Here is a 22,992-nt window from a genome sequence, read left to right on the forward strand (position 1 = left end):
CTGTGTTCGGTTATGTGGGTTTTACTCGGAAACCTCGCTGAGTAGGGTACCCAGTTCAGCGGCCTCTTCCTTGGTTAGCTCTACAACCAGGCGGCCACCGCCGTCCGAGGGGATCCGCATGACGATCTTGCGGCTTTCTAGTACCGCTTCCATCGGACCGCTGCCGGTCCGGGGCTTCATCGCTGCCATAAAGATCCTAGCTCCTTACCTTCACTTAAATGACTACTCCACACAGTTTAGTCGCTTTTTGAGATTGATAGGTCATGACTCTGAACACCAACCCCCTTGAGCTGGGCTTTTAGGTCTGCGAGCGCCGCCTCAACCTGCTCTGGGTGGTAACCCCGGGGCACGACATCGAAACTGAGCGACTCAAGATCACCGACATTGATGCTCTCCCGATTCCGTTGAATCACGTCCTCATCCTCATCCAACGGCGGCAGGATTTCCCCGCGCCCGAAGAGCTGGCCGAAGAGCCAGGTGAACAGCACTGTCAGAACGATCAGCGCGAGAATGAGGAGAATCCAGGTGAGCACGCGGAGCCTTTCGGTACTGAACTACGTCGACAAATTGAGAATAGCGGAGAGCGCGGCCCGCTCAGCAACCTCACCCTGGCCGGCCCGGGACAAAATGGTGGCGGCCACGACATCGGCCATCGGGCCGAGCTGGGCGAGGGGGCGATTACGGTGGCGCCGCACCCCCAGATCCACCTGGGCGATGGCCGCCGCACCGAAGCGGGTGGCGACGTCGATAAGCAGCCCGGACTCCACCCCGTAGCCGCCAACGAAGGGCAGCTCGAGTGCCGTCGAGCGGCGCAGCGCGTACTCCCCCGCCAAGGGCTGATTGATACCGGACAAGGCGGGAAAAAGCAGCCGCAGCAGAGGTTTGGCGGTCAGCTCTGTCACCCGTCCGCCGCCGGTGGGCTGCCCCTTGAAGCTGCGGATGTAGTCCGCCTTGACCAGATGCACTGCAGGATCCACGAAGGGGGCGACCAGGGCGGCGACCATGCCCGGTTCCGGATGAGTGAGATCAGCATCAATGAAGACCACCACCTCCCCGGTGCTCGCGGCCACCCCGCGCCACAGGGATTCGCCCTTGCCTGGAACCGGAGGTACCGCCGGCAGGATATCCCGCCAGTTCAGCACCGTGGCACCTGCCGCCGCAGCCGCCGCAGCCGTACGGTCCACGGAGTCGGCATCAATGACGAGCACCTCAGCCGGGGCATCAGCCAGCACCGCGCGCACCACCGCGGCGACGGTGGCCTCCTCATTCAGCGCCGGGATAACCACGGAAACACTCATGCCAGACCCCGCACGGTGTGGATCGGCGCAATGCTGCCCTCAATGGCAGCGGTCATCCGCAGCACGTCCACGGTGTCCGCGACCTCATGTACCCGGAAGGCAGCCACCCCCCGGGAAGCCGCCCAGGCGGTGGCAGCCAGCGTGCCGGCGACCCGCTCTCGAACTGGCCGGCCCACGGTCTCACCGACGAAATCCTTATTGGACAGGGCCATCAACACCGGCCAGCCGGTGGCGACCAGCTCATCCACCCGACGCAGCAGCTCCAGGCCGTGAAAGGTGTTCTTACCGAAGTCGTGCGTGGGGTCAATGAAGATCTGCTCCTCCGGCACTCCGCAGGCCACCGCACGTTCCGCCAGCGCGGTGGTCTCCCGGATGACATCGGCGACCACATCATCGAAATGAACCCGGTGCGGCCGGGTGCGCGGGGTGATCCCCCCGGTGTGAGAACAGACATAGCCCACCCCATGCGCCCCGGCGACCTCCATCAACTCTGGATCGAAACCCGCCCAGGTGTCATTGATCAGCCCGGCGCCGGCCTTGATCGCCGCCGCCGCGACTGGGGCACGCCAGGTGTCCACCGAGATGGTTACCCCGGGGTGGCGTTCATGGACCGCAGCGATGATCGGGAGCACCCGGTCGATCTCCTCAGCGGCGTCAACAGTATCACCGGGACCGGCCTTGACCCCACCGATATCGATGATGCTGGCCCCCTGCTCGATAATTTCATCCACCCGCAGCAGCGCGGCGGTGTCGGTGAAGGTGGCTCCCTGGTCATAGAACGAATCCGGGGTGCGGTTGAGGATCGCCATCACCGCTGGAAGTCGGAAAGTATCAGACAAGGACTGGTTCTACTCCGTGTTCGTTGCTTGGGTGGCCCGCAGGTGCAGGTTCTTGTGGTGCTCCACGATGTGGGAAACAGCCTCATCCACCGAGTCGGTGACCAGGAAGAGGTCCGGGTCCGTCGGCGAGATCATGCCGTCGGCGACCAGTCTGCCACGGATCCATTCGACCAGACCGGACCAGAACTCGGTGCCCAGCAACACCAACGGGAAGTTGGAGACTTTCTTGGTCTGCACCATGACCAGCATCTCGAAGAGTTCATCCAGGGTGCCGAAACCACCCGGAAGGCAGACAAAAGCCTCGGAGTACTTCAGGAACATGGTCTTGCGGGCGAAGAAATAGCGGAAGTTCAGACCAAGATCCACCCAGTCATTCAGCCCCTGCTCATGCGGCAGTTCAATCCCGAGTCCGACCGAGAGCCCGCCGGCCTCGCTGGCACCCCGGTTCGGGGCCTCCATCAGACCCGGCCCGCCACCGGTGATGACGGCATAGTCTGCCTCCACGAGCTTCTTGCCGAGCTCGACCCCGGTGTCGTACCAGGGCTGGCCTTCCTTGATCCGGGCGGAGCCGAAAACACAGACCGCTTTGGGCATGCCCGCGAGTGCATCGAAACCGGCGACGAACTCACCCTGGATCCGCAGAATCCGCCAAGGATCAGCATGCATCCAGTCATGATCGCTGCCGAGCTCGAAGAGCCGCTGGTCATAGGTCGATTCTTGTTCGCCCGCAGTGCGCAGCAGAATCGGACCACGCAATGTCCGCTTTTCAGGGGAGGGGGTGATATTGGGAGCCATAGTGTCGAAGTTATCCCTTTTCCCGTGGTTTCGCTCAGGAGTGCCTGGTACGGGTGTACCAGATCAATTGAGCCAGTTCCGCAATATCTGTGCCACCTCGGTGATCATCGCCACCGGACATTGTTCATCTTTCTTGTGCGCGAAGTTCGGCTCACCCGGTCCGAAGTTCAGCGCCGGGATCCCCAACGCAGAAAAGCGGGCGACATCTGTCCAGCCGTACTTCGCCCGGAACCGGCCGCCCACTGCGGCGAGCAGCTCCTGCGCGGCGGGGGCACCGAGCCCGGGCAGCGCCCCGGCGGCGGCGTCGTCAATCTCGAAACTCAGGTCCTCCTCGAGCTGCAGTACTTCAGCCAGATGTGCCAGCGCCTGCGCGATGCTGCGGTCGGGGGCGAAGCGGAAGTTAAGGAACATCCAGGCCTGATCGGGGATGGTGTTGGTGGCCACCCCGGATTCCAGCTGCACGATATTGAGGCCCTCACGGTACTCGCAGCCGTCGATGAGCACATTCCGGGGACGGTAGGCCGCGATCCGCTGCATCAACGGTGCCAACTTGTGGGCGGCATTCGCCCCCAGCCAGGCCCGCGCCGAGTGCGCACGCTCACCGTGGGCGGTGATCCGCAGCCGGATCGAGCCCTGGCATCCGGCCTCGATCATGGCCCCACTGGGCTCCCCCAGCAGCGCGATATCGCCCCGGAGCCATTCCGGGAGATCCCGCTCGATATGTCCGAGCCCGTTGAACTCCGTGGACACCTCTTCCCCCTCGTAGGCGATGAGGGTGAGATCCCGCTTCAACCCCGGCGCGCCCGCCAGGGTGGCGAAGGTGTGCAGGTAGACCGCCAGGCCGGACTTCATGTCCACGGCACCACACCCGAACAGGGTGTCCCGGCCCTGCTTATCGACGCCCCGGTGGTGCGGGACGTTCCCGGCGATGGGCACGGTGTCCAGATGCCCGGCGAGGATCACCCGCTCCCCCAGGCCGCGCCGGGTGCGTGCCAGCACGGTGTTACCGTGCCGGATGACCTCTACCGCAGGGATCTCACGTAGGGCGGATTCCACGGCGTCGGCAAGCGCCGCCTCATGGTGGGAGGGGCTGGGGATATCCATCAGAGAGGCCGTCAATGTGACGGGATCCGCCAGCAGGTCCAGGATTGTCGATTCGCTCACCTGATCAGGGTACAAAATGACCTGGACATGCCACCACCGTAGACTCAGAAATATGAGCACATTGGGAGCCCATGCAATTGGCATCGCAAATATTTCCCTCGACGGCACCGTCCTGGACACCTGGTTTCCGGCACCCGAACTAACTGAGGATGAAAACCTCACCTCCCGCACTGAGCGGCTGGGTGCCCAGCACCTGAGCCATCAGATGCTCTCCTTGGTCACCCTCGACGAAGACCGCATGGTCGAGCAGGTCGCAGTGCACACGACCATCGCGGACCTGGCGCAACCGCCGATCAGTGCCCATGATGTCTACCTCCGGCTGCACCTGCTCAGTCACCGGCTGGTGCTCCCGCAGAGCATCAACATGGAAGGGGTAACCAAGCATCTGACGAATGTGGTGTGGACCAACAAGGGGCCGGCGACACCGGAGAACTTCGAGTTCGTGCGCACCTCGCTGCGCTCCCGTGGCCTGATCCATGTCTACGGTATTGACCACCTTCCCCGCATGGTCGATTACGCCCTACCCAATGGCATCCGCATCGCCGAGGCCGAGCGCGTGCGACTCGGCGCCTACCTGGCCCCTGGTACGACTGTGCTACGTGAGGGATTCGTCTCCTATAATGCCGGTTCGCTGGGCCCCTCAAGGATTGAAGGACGACTCTCCTCCGGGGTGACCATCGGCAGCGGTTGCAATGTGGGTCTCTCCGCCACCCTGATGGCCAACCGCAACGCCAGTGGTTCCCGCGACCCGATCACCATCGGTGAGAACTGCATCTTCGATGTCTCCTCCGGCCTGATCGGACTGAGCATCGGCGATAACTGCCACATCGGCGTGAATATCGTCATCGAACGTGATTCCCCGATCTTCGATGCCGCCTCTGGCGCGCTGATCACCGGTGTGGAATTAGAGCATCGCTCAGACTGGACGCTGCGCACCGAGGCCGGCCACTCAGAGCCGGTGCTCCGGGCGGTTTAAACCGCGCCTTGAAGCCGGGATAAGGTTTCAGGCATGACAACTCAGGAGACCTCCCCAGCCGGAAACACCGGCCTGGGCAAAGGACTTAAGCCCAGACATTTGACCATGATGGGGTTGGGGTCCGCCATCGGTGCGGGTCTTTTCCTCGGTACCGGCGTGGGTATCCGTGCCGCCGGACCCGCCATCCTGATCGCCTACATCATCGCCGGCGCCATCGTCGTGCTGGTGATGCAGATGCTCGGTGAGATGGCTGCAGCCCACCCTTCATCCGGTTCCTTCGCCACCTACTCCCGCCGGGCTTTCGGCCATTGGGCGGGATTCACCGTCGGGTGGCTCTACTGGTTCATGCTGATCATGGTGCTCGGCGCGGAGATGACCGGTGCGGCGGCGATCATGGGTAGCTGGTTCGGGGTGGACCCCTGGATCCCGGCGCTGGTGGCGGTGCTCTTCTTCGTGGTGGTCAACCTGGCCAAGGTCGGCGGCTTCGGGGAATTCGAGTACTGGTTCGCCTTCATCAAGGTCGCGGTGATCATCGTCTTCCTGATCATCGGTGTGCTGCTGGTCTTCGGTCTGCTTCCGGGCAGCACCTTCGTGGGCACTGCCAACTTCACCGGGGAGCACGGCTTCATGCCCAATGGCATCGCCGGTGTCGCCGCCGGTCTGTTGGCGGTGGCCTTCGCCTTCGGTGGCATCGAGATCGTCACCATCGCCGCCGCCGAGTCCGAGCAGCCGGAGCGTTCCATCGCCACCGCGGTGCGCGCCGTGATCTGGCGGATCGCCCTGTTCTACCTGGGTTCTGTCCTGGTGATGACCTTCTTGCTCCCCTACTCCCAGATCGACAACGCCGAGACTGCGGCCGAGTCCCCCTTCACCGCGGTGCTCGACCTGGCGAACCTCCCCGGTGTGGTCGGTTTCATGGAGGCCGTGATCGTGCTGGCATTGCTCTCCGCCTTCAATGCCCAGATCTTCGCCACCTCCCGTCTGGTCCACGATCTGGCGCTCGAGCGTGACGCACCGCAGCTGTTCAAGACGCTGAGTTCCGCCCGTGTCCCGATCAACGCTGTGATCCTCTCGATGATCTTCGCCTTTGTCTCGGTCGGCCTGCAGTGGTGGAATCCGACCGGTCTCCTGGACTTCCTGCTCAATGCCGTCGGTGGCTGCCTGATCGTCATCTGGGTGATGATCGTGCTCAGTTACCTCAAACTCCACCCCATGTTGGTCCGTGAGAACAAGATCACCACTGTCCGCATGTGGGGCTGGCCCTGGTTGCCCTGGGCCACCCTGGTCGCGCTGGTGGGACTCGTGATCCTCATGCTCTTCGATGAGGGTGCCCGCGGCCAGATCTACGCCGTGGCGGTCATGGTGATCGGGCTCTTCGCGCTCTCCTTCACCACACGCCGCAACTCGAATCGGGTAACTTCTAACGCATGACCGCTGCAATCGCTCAAGGCCTCGCCACCATCTTCCGGGACGGCACCGTCCTCGATGTCTGGTTCCCCTCCCCGACGCTTATCGACGACCCCCTCGAGGCGGGCACTGCCCGCATCACCGCGCCTGAGCACCTGGCTGCACTGGAGCACGTCGACGAGGACCGCCAGGTCGAGCGGGTGGCCGTCGAGACGCGCATCGCCTCCTTGGATGATGCCCCGGTGGACACCTACGACGCCTACCTGCGTCTTCACCTCCTCTCCCACCGTCTGGTCAAGCCCCATGGCCTGAACCTCGAGGGGATTTTCAACCAGCTGAGCAACGTCGTCTGGACCAACTGGGGCCCCTGCTCCCTGGCGGACTTCGAGGTCGTCCGCGGCAAGCTCGCCCAGCGCGGCCCCGTCTCCATCCAGTCCGTGGACAAGTTCCCCCGCATGGTGGACTACGTCATCCCCAGTGGAGTGCGCATCGCCGACGCCGACCGCGTCCGCCTCGGTGCCTACCTGGCAGCTGGCACCACCGTCATGCACGAGGGATTCATCAACTTCAACGCCGGCACCCTGGGCACCTCCATGGTCGAGGGCCGGATCTCCGCCGGTGTGGTGATCGGTGACGGCACTGACATCGGTGGCGGCGCCTCCATCATGGGCACGCTCTCCGGGGGTGGCAATGAAGTCGTCTCGCTGGGCAAGCGCTGCCTGCTCGGCGCCAACTCCGGTGTCGGCTTCCCACTCGGTGATGATTGCACCATCGAAGCCGGTCTCTACGTCACCGCCGGCACCCGCGTCATGGTCTTCGATGACCTGGCCAAGAAGCTCGAGGTCTTCCACGGCAGTTCGATCCGAGCCTCGAAGCTCTCCGGGTTCTCCCGGCTGCTCTTCCGCCGCAACTCGGTCTCCGGTGCGGTTGAGGCCAGCACCCGCGAAACCTCAGTCACCCTGAATCAGACCTTGCACGCCAACTAATTCTCGGTTGTTTCTCCGCTATGTTCTCAGGGCCCGGCCATGTGGCCGGGCCCTTTTCTCTTAACCCCTCTCCTCGCCGTGGCGGGCGGTTTGAGGTTGGCGTGATGCGGTCCAAAGTGGTGGCCCGAGGCGAGTGCGCGCCGAGCTGCGCGCGACCGTCGATAAGCACCCCGGGTCCGGCATTCTCCACCCAGAGGGGCCGCCTAGCTCGGCGGCTGTTCCGCGACCACCTTGACCTTGGGGCGGCGGAAGGTCCAAAACTTGTTGATCAGGAAATTTACGGGCATGGAGACCAAGATCGAGATGGCGCTGGCCCAGTAGAACTTGGTTCGGAAGCCCGTGGAATCATCGAAAATATCCGGGGACAGAGCGAGGGGTGAAGAGGTATTCATCAACAGGGTGGCCACCACTTGGCTGATGAGGAAGGCGCCCAGGCCAGTCAACAAGAAGGGGAAGAAACCGCGGAACCAGCTCTTGGTACTGATTCCCTTGAAGGTCCACATCCGGTTGAGCTGGTAGTTCCAGGTGTTGGCGACTAGGAAGGCAATCGTCATGAAGACGTGGTACCAGCGGATATTCCACTCGGTGCCGAGGAGATTGATCAGGGCATCATGTTCGGTGATACCGGCAGTCCACCCGGCGATCTTCTTCACCAGCACGATCACTGCGAGGTTCACCACAACTCCGGAACCACCAACGATCCCGAACTTGATGAACTGACTCAGTCCGGCGACGATCCTCTCGGAACGTGTCCTATCCTTGGAACTCAATTCGCCTCTTCCACGGACCGTTAACTGATATGAGACACCTAGTTTAATCCTCGGTGAAGCAAATCAGTGAATCCACACGGAGTCAACGAGTGCCTTGTCGAGCCTCCAAGAAGGTCAGTAGGAGGGAGATCGCCGCAAATCCCACCAACAGCACCGCCCAATTTACGGCCCCCGACACCCCGAGCGAACCAGCGATACCTGAAGCTGCGGCACCCAGAATGTACTGGCCCGCCCCCATCAACGCCGCCGCGCTGCCGGCAGAGTGCCTCTCCGCCCGGCTGAGCGAGAGACTCATCAGCACCGGTTCCGCTGCCCCGAGTCCCAGCAGACCGATCGCCATGCCGGCAATCAGGAACCAGATCGACGCCCCGGCCAGGGAGCTGAGCAGGACCACTGCAGCTCCAATCGTCACAATCAGCACCGTGAAGAACGCCAGCCGACCGGCCTCCACCTTCTCCGCTAAGCGGTTCGCGCTAATCGCGCCGACCGGCAGGACAATGCCGGTGGCACCGAAAGCGAGTCCGAAGACCGCCGGATCCAGCCCGAACTCACCCTGGTAGACGTAGGAGGCGCCACCGATGTAGCTGAACAGAAACATGAACAGCAGCCACAGCGCACCCATCGGGAGCATGAACCGCCCCGAGCGCAGGAGCCGCCCGTAGCCGGACAGGGCCAACCCCAGCGCCAGCGGACGCCGGGACTCCACCGGCAGGGACTCTCCGAGGAACAGTATCGACGCCCCGAGCGTGAGGATGCCGAGCGCGGCCATCGCCCAGAAAACCGAGCGCCAGCCGAAGCCGGACTCGAGGAAACCGCCGAGCGCCGGGGCAATGATCGGCGCCAGTGCGGAGACCGTCAGCATCACCGAGAACAGCCTGGTGGCCGCTGCCCCACTGGCTCGGTCGCGTACTGAGGAATTGGCCACTACCACTGCAATAGCGCCACCGAGACCCTGCAAGAGCCGGAAGGCCACCAGCACCCACATCACTGGCGCGGTGGCCGAACCGCCGAAGAGCTGGCCGATGCCGAGCATCAGGAGGAAACCGGTGAGGGTGAGCTGCCCCAGCCAGGTTGGGGCGTCGAACTCGGCATTGATCGACGGCAGCGAGGACAGATACATGTCCGCAGCGAAAGGAATGACACCGGTGATGGCGGCAAGCGTCAGGAGTACCGCGACCGGAACCCGGTTTGAGGCGAGCGGTGTCCCCTCCCCAGAGATTAAGTCATGGGACATTTCTTTTACATTTACCTTCCAGACTGCGCACCCACACGGGAGAATGAAAGGTCACTTTAAACAAAGTTGTACGACTGTGCAACTTTTCGCCCTGAGGCGAATCCACCAGCTAGCCTGGGACATCATGGAAGCCTCCCCGACATCCTCCCGAAGCGAGCAACCCCGCGGTGCCGAAAAGCGCCGAAGAATCCTCAATGCCGCCCTGAAGCTCCTACTGAGCTCGGGAATGTCCACGGTGACCCACCGTGCCGTCGCCACGCAGGCAGAGGTTCCCCCCTCCTCCATCCGCTACTACTTCTCCACCCGCGAAGAACTGCTCGTGGCCTGCATGGACGATATGGAGACCCAGCGGGCGGCGACGGCCGCAAAGATCCTCGCAGCCAACCCCGCCCGCGACGCCTTCTCCCGGAACGCCCTCCACTTCTGGCTCGGCCCGAATATCGAGGACTCGACCCTGATAGGCACGGTGGCCTCCACCATGGACTCACTGCGGGAATCACCGATCCTGGCGGAACGCCTCCGCAGCTACCGGCAGACCGGCGAAACGGACCTACGCGCCCTGGCAACGTCCTGCGGACTTCGGGATCTGGACGTACAGATGATGACCGCAGTGTGTGATGGGACGATCATGGCCGCAGGCGCGGAGCGGTTGGACAACGTGGCCGAACGCGCCATTGCGGCCATCGAGACTTTCGTACAGGACAGCCGGATAAATTAGCCCTGAGCGACACATATCGGAGACGGGGTCACCCGCGGGGGTAGACGTGTCCAGGGGCTGCCCTATGGTCAGATTCGAACACACGAGCTAGTTTAATTTTCCACTGCGACCCTTCACCTTCAAGGAGGTGACCTGTCCCCGTGACCACCACCACTGCCACCGCCTTCCACTCCGTCAGTTCCCCCAACGATCCACTCGCCCAAGCATTCCGCCAGGTCCGCAAAGCCGAATATCTCGCCTGGCGGCAAGCTTTGCCTACCTCTCCGGAGGGCCGGGAGCGTGATTTCATCGAGCTTTCAGCCACCATCACCAGATCCAACGGCATGCACTCCAATTTCATTGCCGCCAACCTCTACGCCCTGGACACCCTCGACCAATTGCCCCGACTCCGGGCTTTAATCGAGACATATTTCCACGTTGACATGGCTCGGCTACGCTCCATCGATCTCCAGCTCACCGGCATCCCGGTTGTGCTCCGGACAGACCAGGATTTCTGGGAGTGCCTCGATGAGCGGCTGAGCGATCTTCTCACACCCGCCAAGCCCAACGAGCTCCTCCCCGTCTCCGGAACCATCACCAAGGCCATCAAGTCGGTCATCAAGGCGCTGACCCCAGAGCCAGCGGAGCCGGAAAGCGCCGAAGATTCCGAAGATTCCGAAGCAGAACATCCTGCGGAGGATTCACCTACGGCTCCGGAACCACCTCCCGAGAATGACTTCACCAGCAGCTTCCGCTCCACTCCACAGACCGATGGCAGCGTGATGTTCGAGATTCGGACAGACCAGGGCACCGCCACGAAGATCGAAGAGGCGGTCCGTGCCCGAGCGTCGTCCCAGGCCATCAATTTCACCCAGGCCTTCATCGAGATTTTCCTGATGAGTGTCACCGTGGCCATCACCCTCAACCTCTACAAGGCGAAAGACCTGCCAGACGCCCCCGGCTTCCTGCAGCCCTTCGGAACGTTGGATCCCCGGGAGACTGAAGCCATGGCCGCAGCCGCGAAGCTGATCAGGGATGCCGACGCCGCCGGCACCTTGCGGGTGAACTCCTATCAAGCCACCGCGGCCCTTCGGGCGGCCGTGGAGGGCCGCGATGGGGTCTGCCGCTGGCCGGGCTGTAACCGCCCCGCCAGCCGCTCCCAGCTGGACCACCGGATCAACTACCGAGACGGCGGTCCCACCAGTGCAGACAACCTCTTGTCGCTCTGCCAGACCCACCACAATCGGAAAACCGATGAGCAGGTGCACTATCTGCTCGACCCGTACACCGGTGACGTGTACTGGCTGTTTTCCGAGGGCACCTGGACGGTGAATCGTGCGGAAGGCCCGCTCGCCCCCAACCAGAAGCACTGGAATCAGACCCTGGCGCAGCGTCAGACCGGACGCCAGGAGCGGGCCAGGGCCAAGGAACGAGAGCGGGCGGAACAGGAAGCCAAGAAACGGCCCCGCCCGTCGAAGCCGGGTAATTCCCGGATTGACGATGAGGAGCCGCCTTTCTGACCCTGCTAAGCGGAGAGTCGGGCCACCGCGGCGTCGATACGCTCATCGGTGCCGGTCAGCGCAACGCGCACGTGCCGGCTACCGGAGGGTCCGTAAAAGTCGCCGGGAGCCACGAGAATGCCGCGTTCGGCCAGCCAGTCGACGGTGTCGCGGCAGTTCTCCCCACGAGTTGCCCAGAGGTACAGACCAGCCTCGGAGTTGTCGATCTGGAAGCCTGCCTGGATCAGTGCCCGCATCAGTTTCGCCCGTCGGATGACGTAGCGCAGCCGTTGTCCAGCTTCCTGATCATCATCCTCGAGGGCGGCGACCATGGCAGCCTGGATCGGACCCGGCACCATCAAACCGGCGTGCTTACGCACCTCGGTCAATTCGGCGATCAACGCGGGATCCCCGGCCAGGAAACCGGCGCGGTAGCTGGCCAGATTGGAGGACTTGGAGAGCGAGTGGATGGCAATCAGATTGGTGTGGTCACCATCGCAGACTGCCGGATCCAGAATGGAGAGCGGCTGATTGTCGTCCTCCCAACCCAGGCCGAGATAACACTCATCGGAAGCGAGGATGACACCGCGTTCCTGCGCCCACTTGACCACCTTGCGCAGGTGTTCCAGCCCCAGGACCTTGCCTGTCGGATTTCCCGGCGAATTGATGAACATCAGATCCGGGGTCGCCGGGCCGATCTGCAGAAGCGAATCTGCCCGCATCGGCGTGGCACCAGCGATGAGCGCACCCACCTCATAGGTGGGGTACGCGACCTCCGGGATGACGACGGTGCCACGGATCCCCAATAGCGTCGGCAGCCAGGCGATGGCTTCCTTGGTCCCCACAACAGGCAGGACCGCATTCTCAGCCAGGCCGCTCATCCCATAGCGACGGGCCAGCGCAGCGATGATCGCCTGGCGGAGCGCCGGAGTACCCACCGTCTGCGGATATCCGGGTTCCGCGGCAGCCTCAGATAAGGCGAGTTGAATGCTGGGTGCGACCGGGTCAACCGGGGTGCCCACCGAGAGGTTGACGATGCCGTCAGGGTGAGCGGCAGCCTTGGCCTTCACCTGGTCGAGAGAGTTCCAGGGGAAGTCCGGGAGGGTAGCTCCCAGCGGGGTGCGCGTCATTGTTCTCCTCTTGCTAGGCCGGTGTGAAAATTATTCCTGGTTCTGCGGCGGCAGCGCAGCGATCAAGGCGTGATCGAAATCCTGCGGACCGGCCTTGGCAGCGCCACCGGGCGAGCCAAGATCATCGAAGAAGGCGGAATTGGCATCGTTGTAGGCCAACCATTCGTCTGGGACATCGTCCTCGTAGAAGATAGCCTCGACCGGGCAAGCAGGCTCGCAAGCACCACAGTCGACGCACTCGTCCGGGTGAATGTAGAGCATGCGCTTGCCCTCGTAGATACAGTCAACGGGGCATTCTTCAACGCAGGAACGGTCCAAGACGTCAACACAGGGCTGTGCGATTGTATATGTCATGAGGAACTCGGTACTCCAATAAAGTCGCGGAATTTTTGGGTGAAACGCTCCCCTATTATGTCACTTGGCCTTGATGAGGGGCCAAATGCCACCTACCACGCCAGCAGCCAGCAACAATACGCTGCGGATGGTGGAAGCAAGTAAGTGGTCACCGCTGAAAACGGGCCACATCATCAGCATGGCATACCCGGCGATCCAGACGTAGAGCGGGATGGCGGCGATGACCATCCGATCGGTCCAGAGCACTGCGGTCCTGCTCAACACCATGGTGAAGAAAAATGCGAAGGCGATCGTATAGGGGAAGGCAATGGCCTGACCACCGGGAAGCATGATCCAACTTCCCAGATAGACCACCTCGAGGAGCACTGAAATCAGGGCCCCGAGGGAGAGCCAGAACAAACCTCCGGCAGCTTCGGCGCGACCGAAATCCTGGTGAATAAAACCTCTTGTGCTCACCTCAATCACCCCCGGGTAAGGCCATCCAGTAGTCCGGTGGCGCCCTCCGGCAACGGTTGCCCGGCGCCGAACTGGTAGTGCTCCCGACGCAACAGCGGCTGGGCGATCAGATTCGACAGTGCCCAGACCACCCCATCCCCGGACCCGAAGGCCGCGACCGGATTCGTCGGGGACACAGTGCCGTCGGCAATCCAGACCTGGGTGGCATGGACCTGCATCGAAGCACGCTTGGCATGATAGGAAAAGTCATCGAGGGTGATGGCAAGGTCACTGGTGCCCACCGAAGCGATGTCACCGCGCGTCCAGCCGGCCGGCACCGTGGTGATGGCCGCCAGGCCTGCGTTGAGATCATCAGTATCGGTGACCGCCCAGAGCACCCGTGGCACACTGAGCTGTGCTGCGGCCTCGTGGGTGATCTGATGCGCCCGGATATGATCCGGGTGCCCATAACCGCCATCAGGGCCGTAGGTGATCAGCAGGTGCGGCTGCAGCTCCTGCAATAGTTCAACGAGCACCTCCACCGCCCGGGCACCGGAGTTGACGAAGGCCCGTGGGTGTTCCTGTGCCGGATCGCCGACCATGCCGGAATCCCGGAACATGCCCGGAGCGCCGAGGTGGTGGCCAGCGACACCGAGGATGGCCAGGGAAGCACGCAACTCACCGAGGCGGAAACCGCCGAGCTGGTCGGCGTGATCTGCCACCAGGTGCTGATAAGGCTCACCGATGACCTCTCCCTGTTCGCCGAGGGTGCAGGTGATCACGGTGACCTCGGCACCGCGTCGGGCGAGATCCGCCAGCGCACCGCCGGTGGAGATCGCCTCGTCGTCGGGGTGGGCGTGGACCGCCACCACTCGATAGCCGCTCAAATCCTTAGTCACTACTGCATCCTCCAGGAAGCCGCCGATGAAATTCCGCTGGGCCAATTCTCCAGCAGGGGGTCCACTCCCACGATACCGCCCCCCAAAACCTGCACCCTCGTCTCCCGCAGCAGCGGAACCGTCAGATGCTCCAGATTCTCCAGCCCGGCCACGAATTCCGTGATCTCCCCGGGGGAGGCGGAACCCGCCAGGAAAGAATCCAGGACGGCATCGGTGCCGGAAACGCAGTAGCCGGTGAGGTTGCCGGTACGCGGTGATTCTTCACTGGGCGGGCACTGGTAAGCGCTGGCCACATCCACCGGGGAGCCGAGGGAATTACGCCAGGTGACCACCGCGTCAATATCCCCCGCCGGCAACCCGGTCTCCGCGACTTCGCTGAGTTCCGCAGCCACCAGCTCCGCGCGGACGCCCTGCTGTGCCAGCATATCGATGAGGGTCCGCACCGCTGCTGAGGCGGTGTCATCTGCGGGGTCGGCGGCGATCCGCAGCGGCTCATCCGCACTCAGCTCACGAAGCTCGGTGGCATCGTCGTTGGGCGAGGCAAAGTCGGGCACGCCAAGGTTGCTGCTCCGCCCGGCGGCAAGCCGGGCGATGACCGGGACGTCGATAAGCGAGGCGAACTGCGCGCGTATCGACGCCGTCTCCAGGGAAGGCGATGCGGTGTTGAAGGAAAGTTGCAGTTCGCGGGTGGTCTCCAGGGTGCGAACCTGATTGTCCACCATGAGGTTATAGGCCTCCACAGAGGTCTGCTGGGGCGTGATATCAAGGAAAGAAACCTGACCGGAGCGGAGTTGGTCCGTGCCGCTGGCCACCGAACGGATCTCCCGAAAATGGAGCACATCGGTCAAAGCGGGATCACTCCCCCAGAACCGATCATTCCGGTGCAGCGTGACCATTCCCCGGGAACGATCGACCGCCTGGACCATGAAACGCCCGGCGGAGGCCGGGACATTGTCAAGCAACACCTGCGCAAAATCGGCTCCAGCCGGCTGTACCAGATGGCTGGGCAACAGATGCGCAAAAAGCCCCTGCCAACTGGCGAGTGGACGGGAAAGATCAACCTCCACCGTCTTGCCAGCCGCAGAAGTCCGGATGCTGCTGATCGAATGGTAGGCGGCCGCATCAATCACCCCGGGAGTCACAATCATCGAACGCCACAGATAGTTGAAGTCCGCACCGGTGATCGGGGTGCCGTCGCTCCACTGCGCCTCCGGGCTGATCACGTAGCGCAGGGTCTGCACCGCCTCCCCCACCGGTGCCACCTCCTCCGCCGAGACCATGACATTCGTGTCCAGCTCCCCATTGTGGAAGGGACTGGGAAGCACCAGGCTCGCCAGGGATTGCACGAAGGCGGAGTCATCCGACAACAGGTGCGGATTCAGGCCGTTGCGCAGCGGATCAATGCCGATCGAGATAGTCGAACGCGCGACTTGCTCGGTGCTGGTGGGGGTGGACGTGGTGGAGGTTGCGGGCTCCGCCGCCGTCGTAGTTTCCTCCACCGGTGGCGGTCCGGGATTAGCGGAGCAGGCCGCCAGAGAGGCCGCCAGGGCGATGGCGGTGATGGACAACAGACGGGATCGACTTCTCACAATTGCTTTTCTACCAGTGATATCACTAAAAACAGGAAAGGCCTGCCGTCCGGAGACGACAGGCCTGCTGGCTCAGCTGAGGATTACTTGTTCATCTGCTTTGCCTTGGAACGGGCGCGGCCGCGCTCGTTGGCGGTGAGGATCTGCTTGCGCACGCGCAGGATCTCCGGGGTGACCTCGACGCACTCGTCGTTGCCACAGAATTCCATGGCCTCATCCAGGGAGAGGACGTGAGCCTTGTTCAGGGTCACGGTGGTGTCCGCGGAAGCTGCACGCATATTGGTGAGCTTCTTCTCCTTGGTGGGGTTGATGTCCATGTCTTCTTCGCGGTTGTTCGCGCCGACGACCTGGCCCTCATAGGTCTCTGCGCCCGGCTCGACGAAGAAGGCACCACGGTCAGCCAGCTGGGTCAACGCGAATGCGGTGATCTTGCCGGTACGGTCGGCGACCAGGGAACCCTGGGCACGGTCCTTGATCTCGCCGGCCCAGACATCCAGGCCATCCGAGTAGGAGTTGGCGATGCCGGTACCGCGGGTCTCGGTCATGAAGGTGGTGCGGAAACCGATCAGGCCACGGGCCGGGATACGGAACTCCATGCGGATCCAATCGGAACCCGGGGTGGTGTCCATCGCCTGCATGAGGCCCTTGCGGGAAGCCATCAACTGGGTGACGTTGCCCTGGTACTCGGAGGGCACGTCAATGACCATGATCTCGTAGGGCTCGTGGATCTTGCCGTCGACCATCTGGGTGACAACCTGGGGCTTGCCCACGGTCAGCTCAAAGCCTTCGCGGCGCATGGTCTCCACCAGGATGGACAGTGCCATTTCGCCACGGCCCTGGACCTCCCAGGCGTCGGGACGCTCGGTCGGCAGCACCTTCAGGGAAACGTTACCGATCAGTTCCTGATCCAGCCGGGCCTTAACCACGCGGGCGGTGAGCTTGTCGCCGCCGCCACGGCCGGCCATCGGGGAGGTGTTCACACCGATGGTCATGGACAGTGCGGGCTCATCGACGGTGATACGCGGCAGCGCGACCGGGTTTTCCGGATCAGCCAGGGTGTCACCGATCATGATCTCATCGATACCGGAGATGGCGGCGATGTCACCGGCGATGACCTCATCGGCGGCCACACGGGTCACACCGACGGTGCGCAGCAGTTCCGCGATCTTAGCGGTCTTGGTGTGCTGGTTGCCCTCTTCGTCATAGTGGATCCACGCGACCTGCTGGCCCTTCTTGATGGAGCCGGAGAACACGCGGATCAGGCCGATACGTCCCAGGAAGGAAGAGGAGTCCAGGTTGGTGACGTGAGCCTGGAGCGGGGCATCCAGGTTCGCGGTCGGCTCCGGCAGCACCTCATAGAGGGTGTCGAAGAGCGGCTGCAGGTCATCGGAATCCGGAACGTTGCCGTTACCCGGATTGTCGTTGGAGGCCTTGCCCTCACGACCGGAGGTGTAGAGCACCGGCAGGTCGAGCAGCTGCTCGGCGGCCTGTGCAGCCTCTTCGTCTTCCAGACCGGAGGCCAGCTCCAGGAGCAGGTCCTGGGCTTCCTCAACAACCTCGTCGATGCGGGCGTCCGCACGGTCGGTCTTGTTGACACAGATGATCACGGGCATCTTGGCGGCCAGCGCCTTGCCCAGCACGAAGCGGGTCTGCGGCAGCGGGCCCTCAGAAGCATCGACCAGCAGAACCACACCGTCGACCATGGACAGCGCACGCTCGACCTCGCCACCGAAGTCGGCGTGACCCGGGGTGTCAATGACGTTGATGATCAGGTCATTGCCATCCTTGCCGGCGCCCTTACGGCGGACGGCAGTGTTCTTGGCCAGGATGGTGATGCCCTTTTCCTTCTCCAGATCACCGGAGTCCATCACACGGTCAGAGACGCCACCGTGGTCAGCGAAGACACCGGACTGCTCCAGCATTGCGTTGACGAGGGTGGTCTTACCGTGATCGACGTGCGCGACAATGGCGACGTTACGAAACTCAGGATGGGTCACTAGCGGGGTACTCCTACCGATATTGGTCGCACAACAGGCGCGATGGTTAACGGCGGATATGTTACTCCCTACTTCACCGAAATGCACTGTCAGACTCACCAAGGCGGTGAAGGAATATCTTTCCACCTTAATGATGACTGTAGTAATTAGTGCGATTGCGGCTCGTGTAACAAAGCCTCCCTCCGGAGCGAATCAGAAAATAGAAGGTGATCCACCCGACTCCCTGAACTGGCAGATCACGTTCTCAGGCTCATTCCGCATTGACGGTGAGACAGAAGTGAATATTGTTATGGAAGATACCAATGTGAACTCACCTGACTCACACCTCAATTTCCGGGAAGGCCATCGTGCGAAACTCCATCAGAAGAATCAGCACCATCTTGGGCACCACCCTGCTTCTGGCAGGGGCCGGCATGGGCACCGCGGCAGCAAATCCGCTGTCCTCATCTCTCCCGCTGGATCAGCTCGGGCGACCGAATGCGCAGGTGCTCCAGCAGGCCCGCGACTTCGTCAACCAGCCCTGGATGCCGGCAGAGCTCCGTGGCCCGATCCTCACCGCCGTCGCATTCTTTGAGGGCGGCGGCGAAGGCGGCCCCGAACTGCCGGAGAACGCCCCCAACTTCACCCAGTTCGCCTGGCCCACCGTGGCCGGCGATTGCATCGGCGGCCAGGCAGATGCGGTGGGTTCCGCCATCGCAGTGCCTGGCCCAGTCGAAATCCCGTTCCCCGGAGCGGGCGTCGGCCAGACCGCCTTCGTCTTCACCGCACTCGGCACCTCCCCTGCAACCCCGGAGCAGGGTGGGATGTTCGTGCACTGGATCAACATCAACACGTTGAAGACCGGAACCACTGCGCTGGGCAACCACGGAATCAACCCCGATGGCCCGGCAACGTTGTCCGGTACCGCAGACACCGGCCACGGCACCATCCTCGCGATGGCCACCGGCGATGTCCACACCGAAGACGCCATCTGCTCCTTTGTCCCCACCGGGGCCCTCGTGGAAGTGAGATAGCGACATCATGACGCAGCTGCACCCGGTTAAGTCGGAGACCTTTGACCTCGACACACACACCAATGTCGACCCCAAGGGCTATCTCCGCGAGGTGGATGTGTTCACCCGCACCGACTTCGGCCTCTACATGGCCCGCGGTGCAAATCACCCTAAATTCGGCTACCTCGAAAGTTGGCTGCTGCCCGAGATCGGGCTGCGCGCCAATATCTTCCACTTCCGGGAAGGCGTGGAAGCCCGCCAGAACTACTACTTCGATGTCGCCGAAATCGAGGTCAAAGGCACTGTGTGGACCACCCGGGACCTCTACGTCGACCTGGTCTCCGTCACCGGTGAACCCATCGATGTTCTCGACATCGACGAGCTCGCCGCCGCCACCTCCGCCGGACTGATCACCGCCGCCGAAGCGGAGACCGCGATTGACACCACCCTCTCCGCCGTGGATGGCATCACCCGCCACGATGACGATGCCATGGAGTGGCTCCGTTCCAAGGGTATCGAGCTGACCTGGGCAGAGCACGTAGAACTGGTCCCCGCCGGGGACTAGTCCGGTTAGACTCGGCCCCATGACCGAGGCAACGATTTATCACAACCCGCGCTGCTCCACCTCCCGAAAGGGCAAGGCCTACCTTGAGGAGCGCGGCATCACCCCGACCGTGGTGAAGTACCTGGATAATCCGCCCACCGTCGAAAAGCTCAGGGAACTCTACGACCGTGCCGGCATCAGTGCGCACGAAGGCATCCGCACCAAAGAAGCCCTGTACCAGGAGCTGGGACTGAGCCTGGAGACCCCCGAAGCGGAACTACTCAGCGCCATGGTGGCCCACCCCAAACTGATCGAGCGACCCATCGTGGTCACCGGGAAGGGCGTGCGCATCGGTCGCCCCGTCGAGGTGATCGGGGACATTCTCTAGATCCCCATGAGGTCAGCCGCGATGGTGTCTGACAGACAGATGGTGCCCCGGGGCTCACCCCGGGAGGCCAGGAGCCGATCGGCGTTGATGATGACATCCAACTGCCGTTCAAGGGTGAAGGTCTTCCAGACCTTCATTTCGCTGGCACGGACTTCAAGACCCATGATGCTCCCCTTTTCCGGATTCATATTGTGGCCTAAACCACCTTTTCGCCTTAGTGCGATATAGGTCATTGTAGGAAGCTTGGGTCATTTAATGAAGCCGGAACCCCCTGAAACCACCCCCACGCAGGCAAAACACGATGAAACCCTCATGTTCTGACGGCTCAACGACCACTGCACTCAGCGGCCAAAGAGCAGTGCGATAGCCAGCATCGCCGGCAAGGCGGCGAAGGTCGTGATGAACACCGTGTCCCGGGCGACTATTTCGCCCTTGCCGTAGGTCGCGGCAAAGTTGTACACATTCTGAGCGCTGGGCAGCGCCGCCAGAATCACCACCGCATAAAGCTGCTCAGTGTCGAGCTGGAAGAGCAGGCCCAGACCCCAGGCGATGGCCGGCATACCGAGCAGTTTCACCAGCGATGCGGTGATCACCGAGGGGCGATCCTCCCGGGATGCCAGCACCTTCGTGGAGCTGAGCGAGGCCCCGAAGACCAGGAGCACCAGGGGCACCGCCGCCCCACCGAGGATGCTGAAGGGTTCTATTACAGCCTGCGGAATGGACCAGGGGCTCAAGGACACCAGCACACCGGCCACCGAGGCCAGCACGATCGGACTGAGCAACGATCTTTTCATTATTTGCGCGAGGCTCACTCCCCCAGAAGCCAGGCCCGCCAGTAAAATCGGGGTGAAGATGACGATCTGGATCACCATGATCGGTGCCATGTAACTGGAGTTTCCGATGACATAAACCATCACCGGCAGCCCGATGTTGACGGTATTGGTGTACATCGAGGCACCCGCACCAGCAGCGGTGGTGGGGAGATCGCGACGCAGGAAGAGCCCGGAGAGCACACAATACAGAACAGCAGTGAGCACCATGGCCAGGAAACTGACACCGACCACCGGGGAGAAGATATCCCCGATCTCGGTCGTGGCCACCGCCGAGAACACCAGTGCCGGAACTGCCGCGTAGAAGGCGACCCGGTTGATCACGTCCCGGTCCGGCTCGCCGCGGATGACCCCGACGCGGGAGAGCAGATAACCGGCGGCAATCACCAAGAAGATGATGGCGAAAGCTGTGACAATGCCGAACATGTGGCCTCCTGGGGTCCCGACAACAACTAGGCGAGAGTATCAAGTTTGTCCGGGCTCGTCCGCAATATCGGCAGCACCACCTCCCGGCTCAGTGGCGCCAGCTCGGCAGATTCAGAGTCCACCGCAAAGAAACGGGCCTCCTCGATCTCCTCGAAAACCTCCGGAAGTCCCCCGATCGGGTCGGCGGCGAGGTAGACATCACAGTCCACCCCGGCGCCGTCCTCATTGGCGGCAGGTGCTTCAAAACGCCCCAGGTGGGACAGCCGGGAGGGATCCAGCCGGATGCGCAGCTCCTCCGCCACCTCCCGCACCGCCGCGCACAACGGCGTTTCCCCGGCTTCAAGCTTTCCGCCGACCAACATGAAACTGCCGGTCCCCCGCTTTCGCACGCTCAGAATCCGGCCGTCCTCGCTGCGCAGCACCACGGCTGCAATCCTGATAGTTTCCACGGTTACCAGGGTATCGCCACAAGCAGGAGGAACAATCATGACCGAACTCAAGGAATACGATGGCCGCCCAGCAGTAATGGTCACCAAGCACTTTTCCCAGTCACCGGAGATCCTGTGGTCGGCCATCAGCACCGCAGCGGGCCTGAGCTCCTGGTTTCCCAGCGTGGTGGACATCAGTGGCAGGCAGCTCCGCTTTCGTGATTTCGCGGTAACCCCGGCAGAGCTGGGCGAGATTCTCGAACGGCGGGAACCAACGCGCCTGGTGCTCTCCTGGCACACCGACCTGATGATCCTGGAGCTGGAGCCGGGGACCACCCTGCGGCTGACCTACGTCTTCGATGATCTGCCCGGCGCGGCCAGCTATGCCACCGGCTGGGAGACCTGCCTGGAGGTGCTGGCCCACCATCTGCGGCAGGAGCCGGTCCCTGAGTTCGGCCCGCGGCCCGAAAGACACCAGGAGCTGGCGCTGCAGTTCGGTCTGGACGAGCCCCAGGTCGCCCATGATGAGAGCGGCTGGATGGTGCGCTGGGAGCGTCAGATGACGGTGCCCGCGGAGGTCGTCTGGGATCATTTCCGGCCCCCGGCCGCCGGCCAGACATACCACGCTCCCCAGGCCCCGGAAGCTGTGCTGGGTGTGGTCACCGAATCCAGCCCTGCCGAGGTCCTGGACTTTGTCACGGGCGCAGGTGAGCCGGGGGATCGGGTGCGGCTCGAGCTGACCGCGGGCACCGGTCACGGCATCCGGGCGATACTCACCGTCTGGGGCCACGAGCCCACGGAGCTGGCACCAGCGGTGGCCCAGTGGGGTGTGCTCGGACCGATCGCTTCAGCCCGGTAGTTCCAGGTCCGCCCGGACTGCTCCGGCAAAATGGAGTGCCTCCTGCGCGGCCCACATCTCCCACCAGGGTGCGAAGCCCGGATCGCGCCGCAGGGCACGCTCCCGGCGTAGGGCGGCCGGGGCGTCGACACGCACGCTCAGGGTCTCTCCGAGCTGCCGGGCGGCGCTTATCGACGCCGTGGTGACCGCGCCCGCGCCCTCGATGATCAAGGACGCACCCGGGATCAGCGGCTGCCACTGCCCCGGCCGGTCCGCTTCCCAATCCCAGCGGGTGAAGCCTGGGGTGAGTGGGTGCAGCACCTGCCGGGCGACCATCTCGGCGGCGGCGGCGAGTCCTCCCCAACCGGGATAGAAATCATCCAGGTGTACCAGTTGGTAGCCGGTCTCTGCGGCCAGCTGGCGGGCGAGCGTGGTTTTGCCTGAGCCGGAGCGCCCGTCGATGAGGAGGGTGAACAC

Annotated in this window: 27 protein-coding genes; 9 read left to right on the plus strand and 18 right to left on the minus strand. The window is 63.0% G+C overall.

The features are described from left to right. Positions 1-21: 21 nt before the first annotated feature. The 6 genes from ACTU46_RS05210 to dapE form a co-directional block, all read right to left on the minus strand. Positions 22-189: a DUF3117 domain-containing protein gene (locus ACTU46_RS05210; RefSeq protein WP_443380035.1), complete on the minus strand. Its 168-nt coding sequence runs from the start codon at positions 187-189 to the stop codon at positions 22-24. Between the two features lie 47 nt (positions 190-236). Beyond that, positions 237-533, minus strand: coding sequence for a DivIVA domain-containing protein (locus ACTU46_RS05215; protein WP_443380038.1), 297 nt, complete (start codon positions 531-533; stop codon positions 237-239). Positions 534-554: 21 nt separating this feature from the next. After that, on the minus strand, positions 555-1,298 hold the full coding sequence (locus tag ACTU46_RS05220) for a glucosyl-3-phosphoglycerate synthase (RefSeq protein ID WP_443380041.1): 744 nt from the start codon (positions 1,296-1,298) through the stop codon (positions 555-557). Beyond that, positions 1,295-2,107 (minus strand): dihydropteroate synthase, encoded by an 813-nt coding sequence (gene folP, locus ACTU46_RS05225; RefSeq protein ID WP_443380403.1) that lies wholly within the window; start codon positions 2,105-2,107, stop codon positions 1,295-1,297. The genes ACTU46_RS05220 and folP overlap by 4 nt, the downstream gene beginning before the upstream one ends. Before the next feature lie 39 nt (positions 2,108-2,146). Beyond that, a complete protein-coding gene (locus tag ACTU46_RS05230; protein ID WP_443380044.1) occupies positions 2,147-2,932 on the minus strand; it encodes a TIGR00730 family Rossman fold protein in 786 nt (261 codons plus the stop codon). A gap of 63 nt (positions 2,933-2,995) precedes the next feature. Continuing rightward, positions 2,996-4,081, minus strand: coding sequence for a succinyl-diaminopimelate desuccinylase (gene dapE, locus ACTU46_RS05235; RefSeq protein ID WP_443380404.1), 1,086 nt, complete (start codon positions 4,079-4,081; stop codon positions 2,996-2,998). Positions 4,082-4,148: 67 nt separating this feature from the next. Here dapE and ACTU46_RS05240 point away from each other — a divergent pair, with 67 nt between their 5' ends. Genes ACTU46_RS05240 through dapD form a run of 3 tightly spaced genes read left to right on the plus strand, consistent with a single transcriptional unit; the run spans position 4,149 to position 7,465 of the window. Continuing rightward, on the plus strand, positions 4,149-5,072 hold the full coding sequence (locus tag ACTU46_RS05240) for a DapH/DapD/GlmU-related protein (protein ID WP_443380047.1): 924 nt from the start codon (positions 4,149-4,151) through the stop codon (positions 5,070-5,072). Positions 5,073-5,105: 33 nt separating this feature from the next. Further along, on the plus strand, positions 5,106-6,503 hold the full coding sequence (locus ACTU46_RS05245) for an amino acid permease (RefSeq protein ID WP_443380050.1): 1,398 nt from the start codon (positions 5,106-5,108) through the stop codon (positions 6,501-6,503). Beyond that, positions 6,500-7,465, plus strand: a complete 966-nt coding sequence (gene dapD, locus ACTU46_RS05250) for a 2,3,4,5-tetrahydropyridine-2,6-dicarboxylate N-succinyltransferase (protein ID WP_443380053.1) — start codon at positions 6,500-6,502, stop codon at positions 7,463-7,465. The genes ACTU46_RS05245 and dapD overlap by 4 nt, the downstream gene beginning before the upstream one ends. 203 nt (positions 7,466-7,668) lie before the next feature. On the opposite strand, the gene ACTU46_RS05255 is transcribed toward dapD, so the two are convergent. Further along, a complete protein-coding gene (locus ACTU46_RS05255) occupies positions 7,669-8,235 on the minus strand; it encodes a GtrA family protein (protein ID WP_443380056.1) in 567 nt (188 codons plus the stop codon). 82 nt (positions 8,236-8,317) lie between these two features. After that, positions 8,318-9,469: an MFS transporter gene (locus tag ACTU46_RS05260; protein ID WP_443380059.1), complete on the minus strand. Its 1,152-nt coding sequence runs from the start codon at positions 9,467-9,469 to the stop codon at positions 8,318-8,320. A 124-nt stretch (positions 9,470-9,593) separates the two neighbouring features. Between ACTU46_RS05260 and ACTU46_RS05265 the strand changes: the two genes are divergently transcribed. Both ACTU46_RS05265 and ACTU46_RS05270 read left to right on the plus strand, forming a co-directional pair. Further along, positions 9,594-10,187: a TetR/AcrR family transcriptional regulator gene (locus tag ACTU46_RS05265; protein ID WP_443380062.1), complete on the plus strand. Its 594-nt coding sequence runs from the start codon at positions 9,594-9,596 to the stop codon at positions 10,185-10,187. 140 nt (positions 10,188-10,327) lie between these two features. Then, the gene (locus ACTU46_RS05270; RefSeq protein ID WP_443380065.1) at positions 10,328-11,686 is read left to right on the plus strand and encodes an HNH endonuclease signature motif containing protein; all 1,359 of its coding nucleotides are present in this window, start codon (positions 10,328-10,330) and stop codon (positions 11,684-11,686) included. Positions 11,687-11,691: 5 nt separating this feature from the next. Here ACTU46_RS05270 and dapC read toward each other — a convergent pair whose 3' ends face one another. The 6 genes from dapC to typA form a co-directional block, all read right to left on the minus strand. Further along, positions 11,692-12,795, minus strand: a complete 1,104-nt coding sequence (gene dapC / locus ACTU46_RS05275) for a succinyldiaminopimelate transaminase (protein ID WP_443380068.1) — start codon at positions 12,793-12,795, stop codon at positions 11,692-11,694. 30 nt (positions 12,796-12,825) lie between these two features. Then, positions 12,826-13,149 (minus strand): ferredoxin, encoded by a 324-nt coding sequence (gene fdxA, locus ACTU46_RS05280; protein WP_443380071.1) that lies wholly within the window; start codon positions 13,147-13,149, stop codon positions 12,826-12,828. Positions 13,150-13,209: 60 nt separating this feature from the next. Next, on the minus strand, positions 13,210-13,611 hold the full coding sequence (locus tag ACTU46_RS05285) for a hypothetical protein (protein WP_443380405.1): 402 nt from the start codon (positions 13,609-13,611) through the stop codon (positions 13,210-13,212). Then, positions 13,611-14,498 carry an N-acetyl-1-D-myo-inositol-2-amino-2-deoxy-alpha-D-glucopyranoside deacetylase gene (gene mshB / locus ACTU46_RS05290; RefSeq protein WP_443380406.1) on the minus strand — a complete coding sequence of 296 codons (888 nt, stop codon included), beginning with the start codon at positions 14,496-14,498 and terminating at the stop codon, positions 13,611-13,613. Before mshB ends, ACTU46_RS05285 begins: the two co-directional genes overlap by 1 nt. Further along, positions 14,483-16,072, minus strand: a complete 1,590-nt coding sequence (locus ACTU46_RS05295; RefSeq protein WP_443380074.1) for an ABC transporter family substrate-binding protein — start codon at positions 16,070-16,072, stop codon at positions 14,483-14,485. The genes mshB and ACTU46_RS05295 overlap by 16 nt, the downstream gene beginning before the upstream one ends. Before the next feature lie 83 nt (positions 16,073-16,155). Further along, a complete protein-coding gene (gene typA, locus ACTU46_RS05300) occupies positions 16,156-18,069 on the minus strand; it encodes a translational GTPase TypA (RefSeq protein ID WP_443380077.1) in 1,914 nt (637 codons plus the stop codon). A gap of 359 nt (positions 18,070-18,428) precedes the next feature. Here typA and ACTU46_RS05305 point away from each other — a divergent pair, with 359 nt between their 5' ends. Genes ACTU46_RS05305 through arsC form a run of 3 tightly spaced genes read left to right on the plus strand, consistent with a single transcriptional unit; the run spans position 18,429 to position 19,993 of the window. After that, positions 18,429-19,082, plus strand: coding sequence for an Rv1157c family protein (locus ACTU46_RS05305; RefSeq protein ID WP_443380407.1), 654 nt, complete (start codon positions 18,429-18,431; stop codon positions 19,080-19,082). A 7-nt stretch (positions 19,083-19,089) separates the two neighbouring features. Next, the gene (locus tag ACTU46_RS05310; protein ID WP_443380080.1) at positions 19,090-19,626 is read left to right on the plus strand and encodes a DUF402 domain-containing protein; all 537 of its coding nucleotides are present in this window, start codon (positions 19,090-19,092) and stop codon (positions 19,624-19,626) included. Between the two features lie 19 nt (positions 19,627-19,645). Then, positions 19,646-19,993, plus strand: coding sequence for an arsenate reductase (glutaredoxin) (gene arsC / locus ACTU46_RS05315; RefSeq protein ID WP_443380083.1), 348 nt, complete (start codon positions 19,646-19,648; stop codon positions 19,991-19,993). On the opposite strand, the gene ACTU46_RS05320 is transcribed toward arsC, so the two are convergent. From ACTU46_RS05320 to ACTU46_RS05330, 3 genes are all read right to left on the minus strand, one after another. Next, positions 19,990-20,157: a hypothetical protein gene (locus ACTU46_RS05320; RefSeq protein WP_443380086.1), complete on the minus strand. Its 168-nt coding sequence runs from the start codon at positions 20,155-20,157 to the stop codon at positions 19,990-19,992. The genes arsC and ACTU46_RS05320 overlap by 4 nt on opposite strands. Positions 20,158-20,334: 177 nt before the next feature. Further along, positions 20,335-21,249 (minus strand): AEC family transporter, encoded by a 915-nt coding sequence (locus ACTU46_RS05325; RefSeq protein ID WP_443380089.1) that lies wholly within the window; start codon positions 21,247-21,249, stop codon positions 20,335-20,337. A gap of 26 nt (positions 21,250-21,275) precedes the next feature. Next, positions 21,276-21,698, minus strand: coding sequence for an NUDIX hydrolase (locus ACTU46_RS05330; protein ID WP_443380092.1), 423 nt, complete (start codon positions 21,696-21,698; stop codon positions 21,276-21,278). 37 nt (positions 21,699-21,735) lie between these two features. Here ACTU46_RS05330 and ACTU46_RS05335 point away from each other — a divergent pair, with 37 nt between their 5' ends. Beyond that, the gene (locus ACTU46_RS05335) at positions 21,736-22,536 is read left to right on the plus strand and encodes a hypothetical protein (protein ID WP_443380094.1); all 801 of its coding nucleotides are present in this window, start codon (positions 21,736-21,738) and stop codon (positions 22,534-22,536) included. Here ACTU46_RS05335 and ACTU46_RS05340 read toward each other — a convergent pair. Continuing rightward, entirely contained in the window at positions 22,525-22,992 is a 468-nt protein-coding gene (locus ACTU46_RS05340) for a hypothetical protein (protein WP_443380096.1), read from the minus strand. The two genes, ACTU46_RS05335 and ACTU46_RS05340, sit on opposite strands and share 12 nt — an antisense overlap.

This window comes from Corynebacterium sp. A21 (assembly GCF_052266655.1).
GTDB lineage: Bacteria > Actinomycetota > Actinomycetes > Mycobacteriales > Mycobacteriaceae > Corynebacterium.

Bases quoted from the DNA above. Each gene is read 5' to 3' on its own strand.
- ACTU46_RS05210 (WP_443380035.1), bottom strand. From the start codon at position 189: ATGGCAGCGATGAAGCCCCGGACCGGCAGCGGTCCGATGGAAGCGGTA.
- ACTU46_RS05240 (WP_443380047.1), top strand. From the start codon at position 4,149: ATGAGCACATTGGGAGCCCATGCAATTGGCATCGCAAATATTTCCCTC.
- ACTU46_RS05260 (WP_443380059.1), bottom strand. From the start codon at position 9,469: ATGTCCCATGACTTAATCTCTGGGGAGGGGACACCGCTCGCCTCAAAC.
- ACTU46_RS05220 (WP_443380041.1), bottom strand. From the start codon at position 1,298: ATGAGTGTTTCCGTGGTTATCCCGGCGCTGAATGAGGAGGCCACCGTC.
- ACTU46_RS05335 (WP_443380094.1), top strand. From the start codon at position 21,736: ATGACCGAACTCAAGGAATACGATGGCCGCCCAGCAGTAATGGTCACC.
- fdxA (WP_443380071.1), bottom strand. From the start codon at position 13,149: ATGACATATACAATCGCACAGCCCTGTGTTGACGTCTTGGACCGTTCC.
- ACTU46_RS05325 (WP_443380089.1), bottom strand. From the start codon at position 21,249: ATGTTCGGCATTGTCACAGCTTTCGCCATCATCTTCTTGGTGATTGCC.
- ACTU46_RS05310 (WP_443380080.1), top strand. From the start codon at position 19,090: ATGACGCAGCTGCACCCGGTTAAGTCGGAGACCTTTGACCTCGACACA.
- dapD (WP_443380053.1), top strand. From the start codon at position 6,500: ATGACCGCTGCAATCGCTCAAGGCCTCGCCACCATCTTCCGGGACGGC.
- ACTU46_RS05245 (WP_443380050.1), top strand. From the start codon at position 5,106: ATGACAACTCAGGAGACCTCCCCAGCCGGAAACACCGGCCTGGGCAAA.
- folP (WP_443380403.1), bottom strand. From the start codon at position 2,107: ATGGCGATCCTCAACCGCACCCCGGATTCGTTCTATGACCAGGGAGCC.
- arsC (WP_443380083.1), top strand. From the start codon at position 19,646: ATGACCGAGGCAACGATTTATCACAACCCGCGCTGCTCCACCTCCCGA.
- ACTU46_RS05265 (WP_443380062.1), top strand. From the start codon at position 9,594: ATGGAAGCCTCCCCGACATCCTCCCGAAGCGAGCAACCCCGCGGTGCC.
- ACTU46_RS05230 (WP_443380044.1), bottom strand. From the start codon at position 2,932: ATGGCTCCCAATATCACCCCCTCCCCTGAAAAGCGGACATTGCGTGGT.
- dapC (WP_443380068.1), bottom strand. From the start codon at position 12,795: ATGACGCGCACCCCGCTGGGAGCTACCCTCCCGGACTTCCCCTGGAAC.
- ACTU46_RS05320 (WP_443380086.1), bottom strand. From the start codon at position 20,157: ATGGGTCTTGAAGTCCGTGCCAGCGAAATGAAGGTCTGGAAGACCTTC.